This window comes from Burkholderia stagnalis (assembly GCF_039848545.1).
GTDB classification, from domain to species: Bacteria; Pseudomonadota; Gammaproteobacteria; order Burkholderiales; family Burkholderiaceae; genus Burkholderia; species Burkholderia stagnalis.
The window spans coordinates 772,364-788,178 of sequence record NZ_CP156685.1; the positions used below are offsets into that span (position 1 = coordinate 772,364).

The following is a 15,815-nucleotide window of genomic DNA, read 5'->3' on the forward strand; positions in this document are numbered from 1 at the left end:
GCGTTTCGGTGAATCGTTTGCGACCGTGGCGTGATCTCGAAACGCTTTCGGCGCGATGACGAAAGGCTTGCCGAATGGCTTGCCGAAAGGTTTGCGGCGGCGCGCGTCAGCGGCGCGACGTGCGGCGTCGCACTTCGCTGCGCAGCCAGCCGGGCCAGGTGCGGATCGCCGCTTCCTTCGGATGATCGGGGCGCCTCACGACGTAGTGTGCATACACGTCGATGATTCTGCTCGTGCCGTATCACCGGGGCGTCGCGATCGGGCTCGACATGATGCGTGGCACGCGCATGCGCAACGCGTCGCTGCGCGGCCGGCCGTGCAGCGCGCGCTGGCGCGGGACGGGCGCTGACGATTTGGCCGGGCCGGGCCGGGCCGCGCCAGCGCGCGGGCGACGCTTGTCGCGCAGGCGCCGCCGTCGTACGCGCGGCCCGCGCGGCTCACACCCGCGCCGGGCGCGGAAACAGCGGCCAGGCCGCGCATGCGCACGCGGCGGCCGCGAGCCAGACGACGCTCCACGACGCATGCGCGAGCAGCGGCGGGATCGCGAGCGGCGTCGCGAACAGGCCGAGGTAGACGCAGGTGTTCGCCATCCCGAGCGCGGTGCCGGCGTGGTTCGCGCCGGCGAGCGTCGCGAGCTCCGTGTACGCGACGCCGTGCCAGGCCGACACGCAGACGCCCGCGAACACCAGCGCCGCGACGATCGCGAGGGACGGCACCTGCGGATGCGCGGCGGTCGCGGCCGCGAGCAGCGCGAACGACGCCACCGCGACGAGCACCGAGCCGCGCAGGTAGGCCCGCCGGTTGCCGCGCCGGTCCGTATGGCGGCCGCTCCAGACGCGCATCGCCATCGCGCCGGCCTGCAGCGCGACCATCGCCGTGCTGATGCCCGCGACGCCGAGCCGGATGTGGTCGTGCAGGAACACGGTCGCGAACGTGACCACCGCGAACTGCGGCGCGCACAGCACGCCGATGCCGAGCACGACCCGCCAGACCGGGCCGCTCGCGAGCGGCGAGCGGCCGTGCGGCGCAAGGTGGGCGGCGGCCTGCGCGGGGGCGGCGGCGGCGCTGTCCGGCGGTTCGTGCAGCCAGCGCCAGGTGAGCGCGGCCGACACCGCGCACAGCAGCGCGAGCGCGCCGAATACCGCGGCGAACCCGACGTGCGACGCGAGCGACGGCAGCAGCGCCGCGCCGACGCCGCCGCCGAGCGGCACGGCGGTCTGGCGGATGCTCATCGCGAGCCCGCGCTCGCCTTCGCCGAACCAGCGCATCACCGCGCGTCCGCTCGAGCCGTTGACGCTGCCGCCGAGCAGCCCGACGACGAACAGCGCGGCCGCGACCCGCGCGAGCGGCGGCACCGAATGCGCGGACGGCGCGAGTGCGCAGGCCATCAGCAGGAGCATCGCGGCCGTCGCGACGAGCCCCGACAGCAGCATGCGGCGGTCGCCGAAGCGGTCGGCGGCGATGCCCCACGGCAGCTCGGACAGCGCGACGCCGAGGCCGAGCGCGCCGAGCACGATGCCGAGCGCGCCGTTGTCGAGGCGGTAATCGGCGCGCATCCAGACGGCCGTGGTCGGGACGCCGGCCGCCGCGGCGGAGAAGCTCATGTTCGCGGCGACGCCGGCGGCGAGCACGCGCCAGCGGTGGGCGGGGCCGCGCACCGCGGGTGCGGGCGACGGGCGGACGAAGGTGGCGCAGGTATCCATGGCGGGATCGGGAAGTGACGTTGACGAACACAGTCTCGCGCCGTACATTCATCCTGAAAATCGGAAAGTTTTTGATGAATCGTTCTATAAAACGGGATGGTTGAGATGTCTCGAAACGATGTGACGCCCGGGCGGGCGGAACAGGCGGGCCAGTCGAAGGCGCAGGCGGCGCGGACGGCGCAGGCGGCGCAGGCGGCGCAGGCGGCGCAGGCGGCGCGGACGGCGCGGACGGCCCAGGCCGTGCCGAGCGAAGCGGCGACGGCCCAGCCGAACTTCGACATCGCCGCGCTGCGCAGCCTGGTGGCCGGCGTGGATCTCGGCAGCTTCGCGAAGGCGGCGGACCGGGTCGCGCGCTCTACGTCGGCGGTGAGCGCGCAGATCCGCAAGCTCGAGGAGCAGGCGGGCGCGCCGCTGTTCGTCAAGGCGGGGCGCGGGCTCGCGCTGACCGATGCCGGCGACGCGATGCTGCGCTACGCGCGGCGCATGATCGAGCTGAACGACGAGGCGGTGGCCGCCGTGCGTGGCGCGACGCTCGACGGCTGGGTGCGAATCGGCCTGCAGGAGGATTTCGGCGAGGCGGTCCTGCCGGGCGTGCTGGGCCGCTTCGCGCGCGCACACCCGCAGGTGCGGATCGAGGCGCGCGTCGCGTGCAACGCCGATCTGCTCGAGCGGCTCGACGCGAACCAGCTCGACCTCGCGCTGGTGTGGGGCGATCCCGCGTCGGCGGCGTTCGTCGCGCGCACGGGGATCGGCAGCGAGGAGATCGCGCGCGTGCCGATGCGGTGGATCGGGACGACCGGTGCAGGTGCGACCGGCTCAGGTGCGGCTGGCTCAGGTGCGGCCGGCTTTGGTGCGGCCGGGGGCGGTGAAGCCGGCGCGCGGCCCGCTTACACGCGCGACGACCCGCTGCCGCTCGTGATGTTCGACCGGCCGTGCCGCTTCTTCGCGTCGGCGACGGACGCGCTCGATCGTGCGGGCGTGCCATGGCGCGTCGCGTTCACGACGCCGAGCCTCGCGGGTCTGTGGGCGGCCGCCGCGGCGGGCCTCGGGCTGACGGTGCGTTCGCACCACGGGCTGCCTGCGACGGTGCGCCTGCTCGATGCCGCGCCGCTCGGCCTGCCCGAACTGCCGAGCCTGCCGCTGATGCTGCTGCGCCGGGCGTCGTCGGCGACGCCGACGGTCGAGCGCCTCGCGCGGATCATGACGCAGGCGGTGAGCGCGGCGACGCAAACGCCGGTTGCGGCGTTTGCGGCCTGACTGCGATCGGCCGGCATGCGTTCGGTCGACCGTTCGGCTGACTGGATCGGCTTGAGGAATCCCGTGAGAATGGTGGTTCCGCAATGGAGTCCATCATGCAGAACGCCAATCTCCACGATGCCGCACTCGATCTGTCGCGGCTCGTCGATGCCGCGATCGCCGGCGAACGCGTCGTGATCTCGCAGGACGGCAAGCCGTCGGTCCGGCTCGTGCCGCTCAAGCCCATCCACCCGTTTGGCGTCCTCAAGGGGCAGATATGGATCGCCGATGACTTTGATGCGCCGCTTCCCGACGACCTGCTGGATGCGTTCGAAGGGAAGTAATGCGGTTGCTGTTCGATACGCACATCCTTCTCTGGGTAGTGGCCAATGATCCGAAACTCAGCGTTGCGGCGCGCACGCTGATCTCCGCCGCCGATGAAGTGTTCATCAGCAGCGCGAGCATCCGGGAATTGGCGATCAAGGCGGGAAAGGGAAAGCTGGACGTCGATGTGGATCGGCTCATCGATGAGATCGGGGCGAGCGGTTACAACGAACTGCCCGTTCGGGCCGCGCACGGCGCGGCCGTGCGCAACCTGCCCCACCATCATCGCGACCCGTTCGACCGGTTGCTCGTCGCGCAGGCGTGGTGCGAGCCGCTGTTGCTCGTCACTGCCGATGGCCACCTCGCGCAGTACGGCTCGTCCCGAATCCTGACGGTTTGAAACGGTTTCGGGATCGACATCCTACGCCGTCGCGGGCGCCTCCAGCGCCGCATGCAGCGCATCCAGCTTCACCCGCAGCGCGTCGCTCGCCGGCACGAACGGCAACCGCAAGCCGTCCTCGCACCAGCCCTGCGCGGCCAGCAGCGCCTTGACCGGCGCCGGGTTCGGCTCCGCGAACAGCGCAGCCACGAGCGGCTGCAGCGCGACCGAGATCCGCCGCGCATCGGCGAGCCTGCCGTCGCGCAGCAGCGTATACATGCGCACGTGCCACTCGGGCAGCAGGTGCGCGCTGCTCGCGATCGTCCCGTGCGCACCCGCGCACAGCGCCGCGAAATTCTGGCTGTCGTCGCCGGACAGGATCGCGAGCGGCGTCTCGTGCACGAGGCGCGTCATCCGCTCGATGCTGCCGCCGCATTCCTTGACGCCCGCGACGCGCGTGTCGCGCGCGAGCGCCTGCAGCGTGTCCAGCTCGACGTTCACGCCGGTGCGGTACGGGATGTTGTAGACGAGCACCGGCAGGCCGGCGGCTTCGACGACCGCCTCGACGTGCCGCCGGATCCCGTCCTGCGTGGGCCGCACGTAGACGGGCGGCGTGACGAGCAGCCCGTCCGCGCGCAATGCCGCGATCTCGCGCGCACGGGCCGCGGCGAAATGCGTCGCGCTCGCGGTCAGCCCGACGACGATCGGATGGTCCGGCGCCGCGTCGCGCAGCGTCGCGAACACCGCATCCTGTTCGCGCGCGTCGAGCAGCGCGCCTTCGCCCGTCGTCGCACCGGCGACGAAGCCGGCGATGCCGGTCGCCGCGTAGCGGCGGGCAAGCCGCGCGAGCGCCGCGTGATCGACTTCGCCATCGTGAAACGGCGTGATGAGCGGCAGCCAGATACCTTCGAAACGTGTTTGCATGCAAAGCCTCTTGTGGAATCGGATAGGGTGGGAACCGTTCCGCCGGCGGGGTGCCGGAACGAGGCGTGCAAGCGAGGAGAGAAAAACGACCTGCGGGCATCCCGTCCGGCATTCGCCTGACGGGACGCGACGTCCCCGTCAGTCGAGGAGTCGTTTTTTCAGTTTCAGCCCGGCCGCACGCGCGCCTGCCGCGACGGCGGCAAGGATGAGGTGCGAGCGCAGGACTTCGGACATGGATGAACCGTGAAGTGGGCTGAGCGGCGATCTTAGCATTCCTGCGGCCGCGCGCGCGAGCGACCGCCGCCGGTTTAGCAGAATTCCTGCTTTGCTTTCCACGACAGATTGGAAGGCGCTGCGCGGCCGGCCGCTAGAATGCCCGCTTACGTTTCGATGACAGCGCGTGCGAGCGCCGTCACGCATCAACCACTGGAAGCGGGGCATTTCAACGATGGCAAACACGAAGGGGATCGGCCGGCTGCTGCTGGCGGGCGCGGCGGCGCTCGTCGTTGCGACGACGGCGGCGCATGCGGACACGTCGCTGCTGAACGTGTCGTACGACGTGACGCGCGAACTGTACAAGGACATCAACGCGGGCTTCATCGCCGCCTACAAGCAGAAGACGGGCGAGACGGTGACGGTCAAGCAGTCGCACGGCGCGTCGAGCGCGCAGGCGCTGTCGGTGCTGCAGGGCCTGCAGGCCGACGTCGTGACGATGAACCAGCCGAACGACATCGACCTGCTCGCCGAGCGCGGGCAGCTGCTGGCGAAGGACTGGCGCACCCGCTTCGCGGACAACAGCTCGCCGTACTCCACCACGATGGTGTTCCTCGTGCGCAAGGGCAACCCGAAGGCGATCAAGGACTGGAGCGATCTCGCGAAGCCGGGCGTGCAGGTGATCATCGCGAACCCGAAGACGTCGGGCAACGGCCGCTACGCGTATCTCGCCGCGTGGGGCTACCAGAAGCAGAAGGGCGCGACCGACGAGCAGGCGCTCGCGTTCGAGAAAGCGATTTTCCGCAACGTGCCGGTGCTCGATTCCGGCGGCCGGGGCGCCACCACGACGTTCACGCAGCGCGGCATCGGCGACGTGCTCGTCACGTTCGAGAACGAGGTCGCGCTGATGGACACCGGCGCGTCGGGCGCGCAGTTCGACGCGGTGTATCCGTCGGCGAGCATCCTCGCCGAGCCGCCGGTCGCGGTCGTCGACAAGGTGGTCGACAAGAAGGGCACGAAGCCGGTCGCGCAGGCGTATCTGGCCTACCTGTACACGCCGGAAGCGCAGGAGATCATCGCGCGGCACCATCTGCGCCCGCGCGATGCGAACGTGCTGAAGAAGCACGCGGCCGAGTTCAAGGCGCTGAAGACGTTCAGCGTCGAACAGGTCTTCGGCAGCTGGGCGAACGCGCAGAAGACGCACTTCGCGGACGGCGGCACGTTCGACCAGGTGATCGTCGACCGGAAGTGACGCCGGGTTGATGCGGCGTGCCGGCCGGCACGCCGCATACCGCGCGCGTCGTGATGACTTCCGTCTTCCTGCGGCGCGGCACACACATCTTCTCCGCGATCGGCGCCTCGCACGACGATCCCGTTGGTCGTTTCGACCGCGTTGCGCATGCAGCCGGCCCGGTCGCGACCCGCATGCTACGCTCAGCGCTTTCCCGCTTTCGGCGCCGTGCGATGAACGTCGATCCTTCCTCCGCTCCTCACCGCGGCCGTGGCCGCAAGATCTGGTCGGGCACCCGCCACGTGGTCGCCTACGGGATGCCGCCGCTCGGCTGGCGCGACCTGTACCACCGCGCGCTGACGGTGAGCTGGCCGGTGTTCTTCCTGTCGCTCGCGGTGCTGTTCCTGTTCATCAACGGCTGCTTCGCGACGCTGTACCTGCTCGGCACCGCGCCGATCGCGAACCAGTCGCCGCCCGGTTTCGTCGGCGCGTTCTTCTTCAGCGTCGAGACGCTCGCGACCGTCGGCTACGGCGACATGCATCCGCAGACCATGTATGCGCACGTCGTCGCGACGCTCGAGATCTTCATCGGGATGTCGGGGATCGCGCTGGCCACCGGGCTGGTGTTCGCACGGTTCTCACGGCCGCGCGCGAAGATCCTGTTCGCGCGCTACGCGATCGTGCGGCCGCTGAACGGCCGCATGACGCTGATGGTGCGGGTGGCGAACGCTCGCCAGAACGTGATCGCCGAGGCGCGCGCGAAGCTGCGGCTGATGCGCGTCGAGGGCACGCACGAGGGCTATACGCTGCGCAAGATCCACGACCTGCCGCTCGTGCGCAGCGAGCACCCGATCTTCCTGCTCGGCTGGAACCTGATGCACGTGATCGACGAGACGAGCCCGCTGTTCGGCGAGACGGCGGAATCGCTCGCGGCGCGCGACGCGTCGCTGCTGATCACGATCGAAGGCTCGGACGAGACGACCTCGCAGGTGATGCAGGGGCGCTATTCGTGGCTGCACGGCGAGATCCGGTGGTTCTACCGTTACGTCGACCTGATGCGCGAAGAGGGCGGCATCACGCATATCGACTACACCCATTTCCACGAGGTCGTGCCGATCGACGACCATCCGGACGCGGGCACGCCCGGCGCCACGGTGTCGGCGCCGGGGCCGGGGCCGGCCGCGTGAGGCCCGGCGCGGCCGGTTTGCAGGGCCGGAGGGCCGGCTGCCGTCACGGATGCAGCAGCCGCGCCGCTTCGCGCTGTTCGATCGCCACCGCGCGGCGGAAGCCGTCGCGGTCTTCCGCGCGCGTGACGTAGTCGCCGAGCACGCCTTCGTGCGGCAGCAGGTGCGCGTCGAACGCGATCTTCAGCGTGCTGGCGAGCAGCAGGTCCGCGGCCGTGAAGTGCTCGCCGACGAGCCACGGGCTGTGGGCGAGCGTCTGCGCCAGCGCGCGCTGCACGCGCGTGATGTTGCCCCAGCCGAATGCGACGGGGTTGCCCGACGCGCCGGTGAATTTTTCCGCCATCGCGGGCTCGAGGCAGGTGGGCGTGAAGAACAGCCATTGCAGGAAGCGGCCGCGCAGCGGATGGTCGGGCGCGACGCCTAGCTGCGCGTCGGGAAAGCGGTCGGCGAGGTAGAGCAGCACCGCGCCGGATTCGGCGAACGGCACGCTGCCGTCGTCGAGCGCGGGCAGCTTCGCCATCGGGTTGACCTGGACGAACGCGTCGCTGCCCTGTTCGTGCGAGCGCAGGTCGATCGGCTCCAGCTCATAGCCGACACCGATTTCCTCCAGCATCCACAGCGCCCGGAACGCCCGGGTCTTCGGCCAGTAGTAGAGCTTCATCGCGCCTCCGCGTGTCGGTGTCGGTCGATGGTCAAGCGTACCCGAGCGGGGGAGGTTGGGACAGGGGCGGCCGGCATGCCGTCGAGCGTCGATAGATAAGGGCGATATAAATAACTAGTAATGTAAAGACTAGTAATGAAATAAATCGCGCCACGTCGCTCGCGCCACGAATGGCCTCGTCGTCATGGGCCATCCGTTCCGCCCTTCGCATGACGTCTGCCACATTGTCCGGACGAAGCGCGCAACACAAAGTGGAGGCACCGGTCAGCTCACCCGAACGCATGCCTGCCGGTCTCCCCGGCGGGGTGCGCCGGCCTCATGCAAAGGACGTTTGCCATGCCTCTGTCCAACCCGATTCCGCAGGATTACAAGACCAGCCTGGTCATCGAGAACGCCACCCCCTACGACATGTCCATGAGCGCAACCTACGCCAATGCGTCGGATTGGGGGAAGGGCAACGCGCCCGCCTTCCAGAACATTGCGCTGCCTTCGCGCCAATCCGTATCGCAGGACCTGGTGGTCGCGGGGAGCGCCGGGTCGGCAGTGATCGTCGTCACCTTTACGGTGCCGCTCGATCCGCAGAAGTCGGCCAGCATCGTTGCGAAGATCAACCAGTGCGACGCGAAGACGCCTCCTGCGGCCCTGTCCGATCCGGACGGCAAGAGCACGAAGGACTATCTGCAGATCGCCGAGGACTGCCATCTGTCAGACGTGATCGTCTATGCGGATGTGCAATGCGCGCCGCCCAACGCATTCAAGCTCCTGCAATTCGTTTCAGGCAAGGATGGGGCGTACCTGAATGCGTTGACCATCGTGAACAGCTGAGCGAGGAGACATCGACATGTGGATGACCCAACTCTTCGCGAACTACCTGCAGAACCGGCCGCTGAGCGCGATCACGATTCCCGGTACGCACGACAGCGGCTGCTACGTGAACTCCATGCGCCTGGCGCGCATGGCGCGCACGCAAACTGCGGACATGGCGGCACAGCTCGCCGGTGGCATACGCTATTTCGACCTGCGCCCCGCGATCGCGCGCAACGGCACATACTGGACCTACCATGGCGCGCCTTACTGGGGAGACTCGTTCGACAATATCCTGCGCGCGATCATCAACTACTTCACGACCATTCGAGCGGCGGATTGCGAACTCGTCATTCTGAACATCTCGCACTTCAACGGCGAGTGGGGCGACGACATGCACGCCCGCTTCATCGATTACCTGAGCAATACGCTCGGCGACAGGCTGGTGCAGTACACGCAGAACAGCGCGACGGTTGCCGACAACATCAACCTGTTCAACGCCAATTACGGACAACTCCTCGTCAATCCCGGCGATCGTTCCGTGAAATCCCGGGTGGCCATTCTCTATGACGGCGCGATGGATCAGCGCCGGGAGCCGTATCTTGTCAACCCGGCATTGACCTTGCCGAGAGGCTTCTTCCTCATCAACAAATATGTAATCGGCCAGGCGGCGAACAGCCTGACCTTGTTCGACCAGTATTCGAACGCGAGCGACGTGGACGAGATGGCGGCCACGCAGTACAGGAGGCTGACGCAGCGCGGCAATCGCACGATCGCGCCCGCGCAGTTCGGGGTCAACTATCCCGCCAATCCGGCGGGCGGCGCGCCGGGCACGCTGCACCTGCTCTCGTGGACTTGCACGTATTGGGGACGATCGCTGATGACCAGCATCGTCGATCGCGCGGCGAACGACGTCAATCCGCGCCTGAGGCGGTTCTTCGTCCGCGATCCGCTCAACCCGGTTCCCAGCTGGTCGTATCACCCGGAACGCGACCCGAAGATCAACATCATCTATACCGACCATTTTGCGTCGGCGACGTCGAACGCCTTCGGCGGCGGACATCCGGACCAGGGGCTCGGCCTGATGGCGATGCCGGTTGCGCTGGCTGCGAAGCTCAACAAGTACGGCGCCGGCGCGCAGGCATGGACCGGATGGGATGGGTGGTGATGCGAAGCCGGTGCGCCGGGTGGGGCGCCGGTTCATCCGCTGAGTCTGCGGGGTGGGCCGGCGCTCGTCGGCGTCGAGAGCGGGCGTGGCGAATGCCGCGCTTTCGGTTGTGGATATCCGCGCCCGAAGCGACGCGAAATGCTGTGGAATTCAATGGTGAGCGTGGACGCCTGATCGAACGTGTCGCTGGATCGGGGTGTGGATATCCGGCTTCGGAAACGAGTCGGATCGCTGTGAAACACGACGGTGAGGGGCGTCGCGTGATCGTGTGTGTTGTCGAGCCCGGTGTGGATATCTGCTCGCCGAAGCCACTCGGCGCGCTGTGCATTTTAACGGTGAGGGTGAGGCGACGGCTGGACGCGTCGGCAGATTCGGTGTGAATATCCAGCCTTCGCGGCCACTCGAGACGATGTGGATTCCGAAGGTGAGTACGAGCGCGCGATCGCAAGTGCCGCTGATACCGATGTGGATATCCGCCCGATGAAACCACTCGGAGCGCTGTGCATTTCAACGGTGAGAGTGAGGCGTTGATCGAACGTGTCGGCGGACTCGGTGTGGATATCCAGCCTCCGGGGCCACTCGAAACGCTGTGGATTCCGAGGGTGAGTGCGAGCGCGCGATCGAACGTGTTGCCGATTCCGGCGTGGATATCCGCTCTCCGAAGCCACTCGGCGCGCTGTGTATTTTAACGGTGAGGGTGAGGCGTTGATCGAACGTGTCGGCGGACTCGGTGTGGATATCCAGCCTCCGCGGCTACTCGAAACGCTGTGGATTCCGAAGGTGAGTGCGAGCGCGCGATCGAACGTGTTGCCGATTCCGGTGTGGATATCCGCTCTCCGAAGCCACTCGGCGCGCTGTGTATTTTAACGGTGAGGGTGAGGCATTGATCGACCGCGTCGGCAGATTCGGTGTGGATATCCAGCCTCTGGGGCCACTCGAGACGCTCTGGATTCCGAAGGTGAGTGCAGGCATACGATCGAAAGTGCCGCTGATTCCGATGTGGATATCCGCCCTATGAAACCACTCGGAGCGCTGTGCATTTTAACGGTGAGAGTGAGGCGCTGATCGAACGTGCCTGCGGACTCGGTGTGGATATCCAGCCTCCGGAGTCACTCGAAACGCTGTGGACTTCGAAGGTGAGTGTGAGCGCGATCGAATGTGTTGCCGATTCCGGTGCGGACAACCATTCAACGGAACCACTCGGAGCGCCGTGCATTTTAACGGTGAGAATGAGGCCCTGATCGAACGTGCCTGCGGACTCGGTGTGGATATCCAGCCTCCGGGCTCACTCGAAACGCTGTGGATTCCGAAGGTGAGTGCGAGCGCGCGATCGAACGTGTTGCCGATTCCGGTGCGGACAACTATTCAACGGAACCACTCGGCACGCTGTGTATTTTAACGGTGAGGGTGAAGTGCCGATCGAACGTGCCGGTGAACTCGGTGTGGATATCCAGCCTCCCCGATCACTCGGAACACTGTGGATTCCATCGGTGAGCGCAGGCACCTGCGCGAACATGTCGCCAGATCGAGTGTGGATATCCGGTCCCGGAGGCCACTCAGAACGCTGTGGATTCTAACGGTGAGCACGAGCGCCGCCGTCTCGATCAGGCATCAGGCCCGATGTCGATCCCCGGCCTCGAAAGCGACTCGAAGCCCTGTGCATTTCAACGGTGAGCATGACTGCCGATCACACGCGTCGAGCCGCATTTCCATTGTGGATATCCGCCTCGCTCGACGAATCGAAACCCTGTGCAATCCATCGGTGAGGATGCCCGCCCCAGCCGCCAAGACCCGCGTCCAGCGGCGCGCGGATGGCGGCCTGTCGCCTGGGCCGGCCGCTCCGCCCGAAAACTGCTTCCGCAGCAAACCGCCCGGGAACCCCGGACCCCCGCCCAATCCGCCACACAGCAGCCACGCGCGAAATCTCTCTCAAATCCAGCGTAAATGATGCGTAGTTTTTCTCACCACAGCGCCGCCTGAGCAAGATAAGAAAAAACATTCTTCTTTCCGCGCGAAAAAATAGAGCCATTCCGCTGCCGCCGGCACAGGCGTCGCCCGACCCGCCGCCGGAGCAGCGATCAGAACAGCACAAAATCACGGAGACGTCCCCATGACCGCCCGCTTGCCCATCGACGGCACGCCCGCCCTATCCGACTATCGTCTGACCGACAACCTGACCGCCACGCGCGGCCGGATCTTCCTGACCGGCACGCAGGCGCTGGTGCGCCTGCTGCTGATGCAGCGCGCGGCCGACGCCGAGCAGGGCCTGAACACGGCCGGCTTCGTCAGCGGCTACCGCGGCTCGCCGCTCGGCATGGTCGACCAGCAGCTGTGGAAGGCGAAGAAACTGCTCGACGGCAGCGGCGTGCGCTTCCTGCCCGCGATCAACGAGGAACTCGGCGGCACCGCGGTGCTCGGCACGCAGCGCGTCGAGGCCGACCCGGAGCGCACGGTCGAGGGCGTCTATGCGATGTGGTACGGCAAGGGCCCGGGCGTCGACCGCGCGGGCGACGCGCTGAAGCACGGCAACGCGTACGGCTCGTCGCCGCATGGCGGCGTGCTGGTCGTCGCGGGCGACGACCACGGCTGCGTGTCGTCGTCGATGCCGCACCAGAGCGACTTCGCGATGATCGCGTGGCACATGCCGGTCGTGAATCCGTCGAACATCGCCGACATGCTCGAATTCGGCCTGTACGGCTGGGCGCTGTCGCGCTACTCGGGCGCGTGGGTCGGCTTCAAGGCGATCTCGGAGACGGTCGAATCGGGATCGACCGTCGACCTCGACGCACTGCGCACGCACTGGCCCGCGCCGGCCGGCTTCACGCCGCCCGCGGGCGGCCTGCACAATCGCTGGCCCGACCTGCCGAGCCTCACGATCGAGGCGCGCCTCGCGGCGAAGCTCGACGCGGTGCGCCACTTCGCGCGCACCCACAGCATCGACAAGTGGATCGCGCCGGCCGCGCACGCGAACGTCGGCATCGTCACCTGCGGCAAGGCGCACCTCGACCTGATGGAAGCGTTGCGCCGGCTCGACCTCACCGTCGCCGATCTCGAAGCGGCCGGCGTGCGGATCTACAAGGTCGGCCTGTCGTACCCGCTCGAGACGACGCGCATCGAAACCTTCGTCGACGGCCTCGCCGAGGTGCTCGTGATCGAAGAGAAGGGCCCGGTGATCGAGCAGCAGATCAAGGACTACCTGTACAACCGCGCGGACGGCGCGCGCCCGCGCGTGCTCGGCAAGCATGACGCCGAAGGCGCGTGCCTGCTGTCCGAGCTCGGCGAGCTGCGGCCGTCGCGCATCCTGCCGGTGTTCGCCGAATGGCTCGCGCGCCACAAGCCGGCGCTCGATCGCCGCGAGCGCGTGGTCGACCTGGTCGCGCCGCAGATCCTGTCGAACGAGGCGGACGCGGTGAAGCGCACGCCGTATTTCTGCTCGGGCTGCCCGCACAACACGTCGACGAAGGTGCCGGAAGGCTCGATCGCGCAGGCCGGCATCGGCTGCCACTTCATGGCGTCGTGGATGGAGCGCGACACGACCGGGCTGATCCAGATGGGCGGCGAGGGTGTCGACTGGGCCGCGCACGCGATGTTCACGAACACGAAGCACGTGTTCCAGAACCTCGGCGACGGCACCTACTTCCACTCGGGGATTCTCGCGATCCGCCAGGCGGTCGCCGCGAAGGCGAACATCACGTACAAGATCCTCTACAACGACGCGGTCGCGATGACGGGCGGCCAGCCGGTCGACGGCAGCATCTCGGTGCCGCAGATCGCGCGGCAGGTCGAGGCGGAAGGCGTGTCGCGCTTCGTCGTGGTGTCCGACGAACCGCAGAAGTACGACGGCCATCACGGGCTGTTCCCGAAGGGCACGACGTTTCACCACCGCAGCGAACTCGACGCGGTGCAGCGCGAGCTGCGCGAGACGCCGGGCGTCACCGTGCTGATCTACGACCAGACCTGCGCGGCCGAGAAGCGCCGCCGCCGCAAGAAGGGCGAATTCCCCGACCCGGACAAGCGCCTGTTCATCAACGACGCGGTGTGCGAAGGCTGCGGCGATTGCGGCGTGCAGTCGAACTGCCTGTCGGTCGAGCCGCTCGAGACGCCGCTCGGCCGCAAGCGCCGCATCGACCAGTCGTCGTGCAACAAGGATTTCTCGTGCGTGAACGGCTTCTGCCCGAGCTTCGTCACGGTCGAAGGCGCGGCGCTGAAGAAGGCCGCGGGCGCGGCGTTCGACGAAGCGGCGCTCGCCGCGCGCGTCGACGCGCTGCCGGTGCCGGCCACCCATCTCGATGCGGCGCCGTACGACATGCTCGTGACGGGCGTCGGCGGCACCGGCGTCGTGACGGTCGGCGCGCTGGTCAGCATGGCCGCGCACCTCGAGGGCAAGAGCGCATCGGTGCTCGACTTCATGGGCTTTGCGCAGAAGGGCGGCTCGGTGCTGTCGTTCGTGCGGATCGCCGCGAGCGACGAATGGCTGCACCAGGTGCGCATCGACACGCAGCAGGCGGACGTGCTGCTCGCGTGCGACATGGTGGTCGGCGCGAGCGCGGACGCGCTGCAGACGGTGCGCCACGAGCGCTCGCGGATCGTCGTCAACACGCACCGGATCCCGAACGCGTCGTTCGTGCAGAACCCCGATGCGAACCTGCACGCGGACGCGCTGCTCGAGAAGATGCATCACGCGGCCGGCGACGGCTACCTGTCGAGCTGCGACGCGCAGGCGCTCGCCGCGAAGTTCCTCGGCGATTCGATCGGCGCGAACATCCTGATGCTCGGCTTCGCATGGCAGCTCGGCCTCGTGCCGGTGTCGCACGCGGCGATGATGCGCGCGATCGAGCTGAACAACGTCGCGGTGCCGATGAACAAGCTCGCGTTCTCGATCGGCCGGATGGCGGCGGGCGACCCGGCCGGCCTCGATGCGTTGTGGAACGCGCGTCACGCGGTGGCGACGCACGCCGCGCCCGAGACGCTCGCCGAGCTGATCGCGGATCGCGAAGCGCGCCTCGATGCCTACGGCGGCGCGCGCTACGTCGAGCGCTATCGCACGCTCGTGAACGCCGCGCGCGCGAAGGGCGACGATGCGCTCACGCGCGCGGTCGCGACGACGTTCTATCGCCTCCTCGCGGTGAAGGACGAATACGAGGTCGCGCGCCTGTACGCGGACGGGGCATTCCGCACCGCGCTCGAAGCGCAGTTCGAAGGCGTGCCGGGGCAGGACTATCGCGTGAAGTTCAACCTCGCGCCGCCGACGGTCGCGAAGGCGGGCCGCGACGGCAGCGTGCCGAAGAAGCGCGTGTTCGGCCAGTGGATGTGGCCGGTGCTCGGCGCGCTCGCGCGCGTGCGCAGCCTGCGCGGCACGTGGCTCGATCCGTTCGGCCGCACCGTCGAGCGCAGGATGGAGCGCGCGCTCGCCGACGACTACGAGACGACGCTGGCCCGCGCGCTCGCCGCGACGACGGCCGACAACGCGGCGCGCGTCGCGCAGCTTGCCGACCTGCATGCGCGCGTGCGCGGTTTCGGCCACGTGAAGCTGCGCAACCTCGCCGGCGTGAAGCGCGCGGAGCGGGAGCTCGCGCTGCAGCTCGGCATCGACGCGGCGACGAGCGCGGCGGTGCAGCAGGCGCTCGACGAGGTGAAGGGCGCGGGCACGCTGAAGGGGATTCCGGTGGTCGTCGCGAAGTAGCGCGGCCTGCACAAGGCAAAACGGCGACGCCCGGCAGCGGGCGTCGCCGTTTTGCATTCGGGCGTGCACGCCGCGATCGCGGCACCGCCGGCAACGGTCAGGCCAACTTCAGGCCAACTTCAGGCCAACTTCAGGCCAACTTCAGGCCAACTTCAGGCCAACTTCAGGCCAACTTCAGGCCAACTTCAGGCCAACCTCAGACCAACCTCAGACCAACCTCAGACCAACCTCAGACCAACCTCAGACCAACCTCAGACCAACCTCAGACCAACCTCAGACCAACCTCAGACCAACCTCAGACCAAC

Annotated in this window: 11 protein-coding genes and 1 pseudogene; 8 read left to right on the forward strand and 4 right to left on the reverse strand. The window is 67.9% G+C overall.

Annotated elements, in window-relative coordinates:
- Window positions 1–106 precede the first annotated feature (106 nt).
- Window positions 107–229 (reverse strand): annotated as a pseudogene (locus ABFO07_RS34675) (LysR substrate-binding domain-containing protein); the annotation flags it as partial.
- 208 nt (window positions 230–437) lie between these two features.
- Window positions 438–1,703, reverse strand: a complete 1,266-nt coding sequence (locus ABFO07_RS03700; protein ID WP_060016024.1) for an MFS transporter — start codon at window positions 1,701–1,703, stop codon at window positions 438–440.
- Window positions 1,704–1,808: 105 nt separating this feature from the next.
- Here ABFO07_RS03700 and ABFO07_RS03705 point away from each other — a divergent pair, with 105 nt between their 5' ends.
- From ABFO07_RS03705 to ABFO07_RS03715, 3 genes are all read left to right on the forward strand, one after another.
- Window positions 1,809–2,960, forward strand: a complete 1,152-nt coding sequence (locus tag ABFO07_RS03705) for a LysR substrate-binding domain-containing protein (protein ID WP_347468351.1) — start codon at window positions 1,809–1,811, stop codon at window positions 2,958–2,960.
- Between the two features lie 95 nt (window positions 2,961–3,055).
- Window positions 3,056–3,283 (forward strand): type II toxin-antitoxin system Phd/YefM family antitoxin, encoded by a 228-nt coding sequence (locus ABFO07_RS03710; RefSeq protein ID WP_059566580.1) that lies wholly within the window; start codon window positions 3,056–3,058, stop codon window positions 3,281–3,283.
- The gene (locus ABFO07_RS03715; RefSeq protein WP_059985107.1) at window positions 3,283–3,663 is read left to right on the forward strand and encodes a type II toxin-antitoxin system VapC family toxin; all 381 of its coding nucleotides are present in this window, start codon (window positions 3,283–3,285) and stop codon (window positions 3,661–3,663) included. Before ABFO07_RS03710 ends, ABFO07_RS03715 begins: the two co-directional genes overlap by 1 nt.
- A 21-nt stretch (window positions 3,664–3,684) precedes the next feature.
- On the opposite strand, the gene dapA is transcribed toward ABFO07_RS03715, so the two are convergent.
- Window positions 3,685–4,566: a 4-hydroxy-tetrahydrodipicolinate synthase gene (dapA, locus tag ABFO07_RS03720; RefSeq protein ID WP_059566420.1), complete on the reverse strand. Its 882-nt coding sequence runs from the start codon at window positions 4,564–4,566 to the stop codon at window positions 3,685–3,687.
- A 448-nt stretch (window positions 4,567–5,014) separates the two neighbouring features.
- Here dapA and ABFO07_RS03725 point away from each other — a divergent pair, with 448 nt between their 5' ends.
- A complete protein-coding gene (locus ABFO07_RS03725; protein ID WP_059891212.1) occupies window positions 5,015–6,031 on the forward strand; it encodes a sulfate ABC transporter substrate-binding protein in 1,017 nt (338 codons plus the stop codon).
- Window positions 6,032–6,243: 212 nt separating this feature from the next.
- Entirely contained in the window at window positions 6,244–7,197 is a 954-nt protein-coding gene (locus ABFO07_RS03730; protein ID WP_060149073.1) for an ion channel, read from the forward strand.
- 43 nt (window positions 7,198–7,240) lie between these two features.
- Here ABFO07_RS03730 and ABFO07_RS03735 read toward each other — a convergent pair whose 3' ends face one another.
- Window positions 7,241–7,855 (reverse strand): glutathione S-transferase family protein, encoded by a 615-nt coding sequence (locus ABFO07_RS03735; protein WP_059566422.1) that lies wholly within the window; start codon window positions 7,853–7,855, stop codon window positions 7,241–7,243.
- A gap of 336 nt (window positions 7,856–8,191) precedes the next feature.
- Here ABFO07_RS03735 and ABFO07_RS03740 point away from each other — a divergent pair, with 336 nt between their 5' ends.
- From ABFO07_RS03740 to ABFO07_RS03750, 3 genes are all read left to right on the forward strand, one after another.
- The gene (locus ABFO07_RS03740) at window positions 8,192–8,680 is read left to right on the forward strand and encodes a hypothetical protein (RefSeq protein ID WP_059906678.1); all 489 of its coding nucleotides are present in this window, start codon (window positions 8,192–8,194) and stop codon (window positions 8,678–8,680) included.
- Between the two features lie 115 nt (window positions 8,681–8,795).
- Window positions 8,796–9,827: a hypothetical protein gene (locus ABFO07_RS03745; RefSeq protein WP_124492333.1), complete on the forward strand. Its 1,032-nt coding sequence runs from the start codon at window positions 8,796–8,798 to the stop codon at window positions 9,825–9,827.
- A gap of 2,110 nt (window positions 9,828–11,937) precedes the next feature.
- Window positions 11,938–15,510 carry an indolepyruvate ferredoxin oxidoreductase family protein gene (locus ABFO07_RS03750; protein ID WP_347468355.1) on the forward strand — a complete coding sequence of 1,191 codons (3,573 nt, stop codon included), beginning with the start codon at window positions 11,938–11,940 and terminating at the stop codon, window positions 15,508–15,510.
- The last annotated feature ends 305 nt before the right edge of the window (window positions 15,511–15,815 follow it).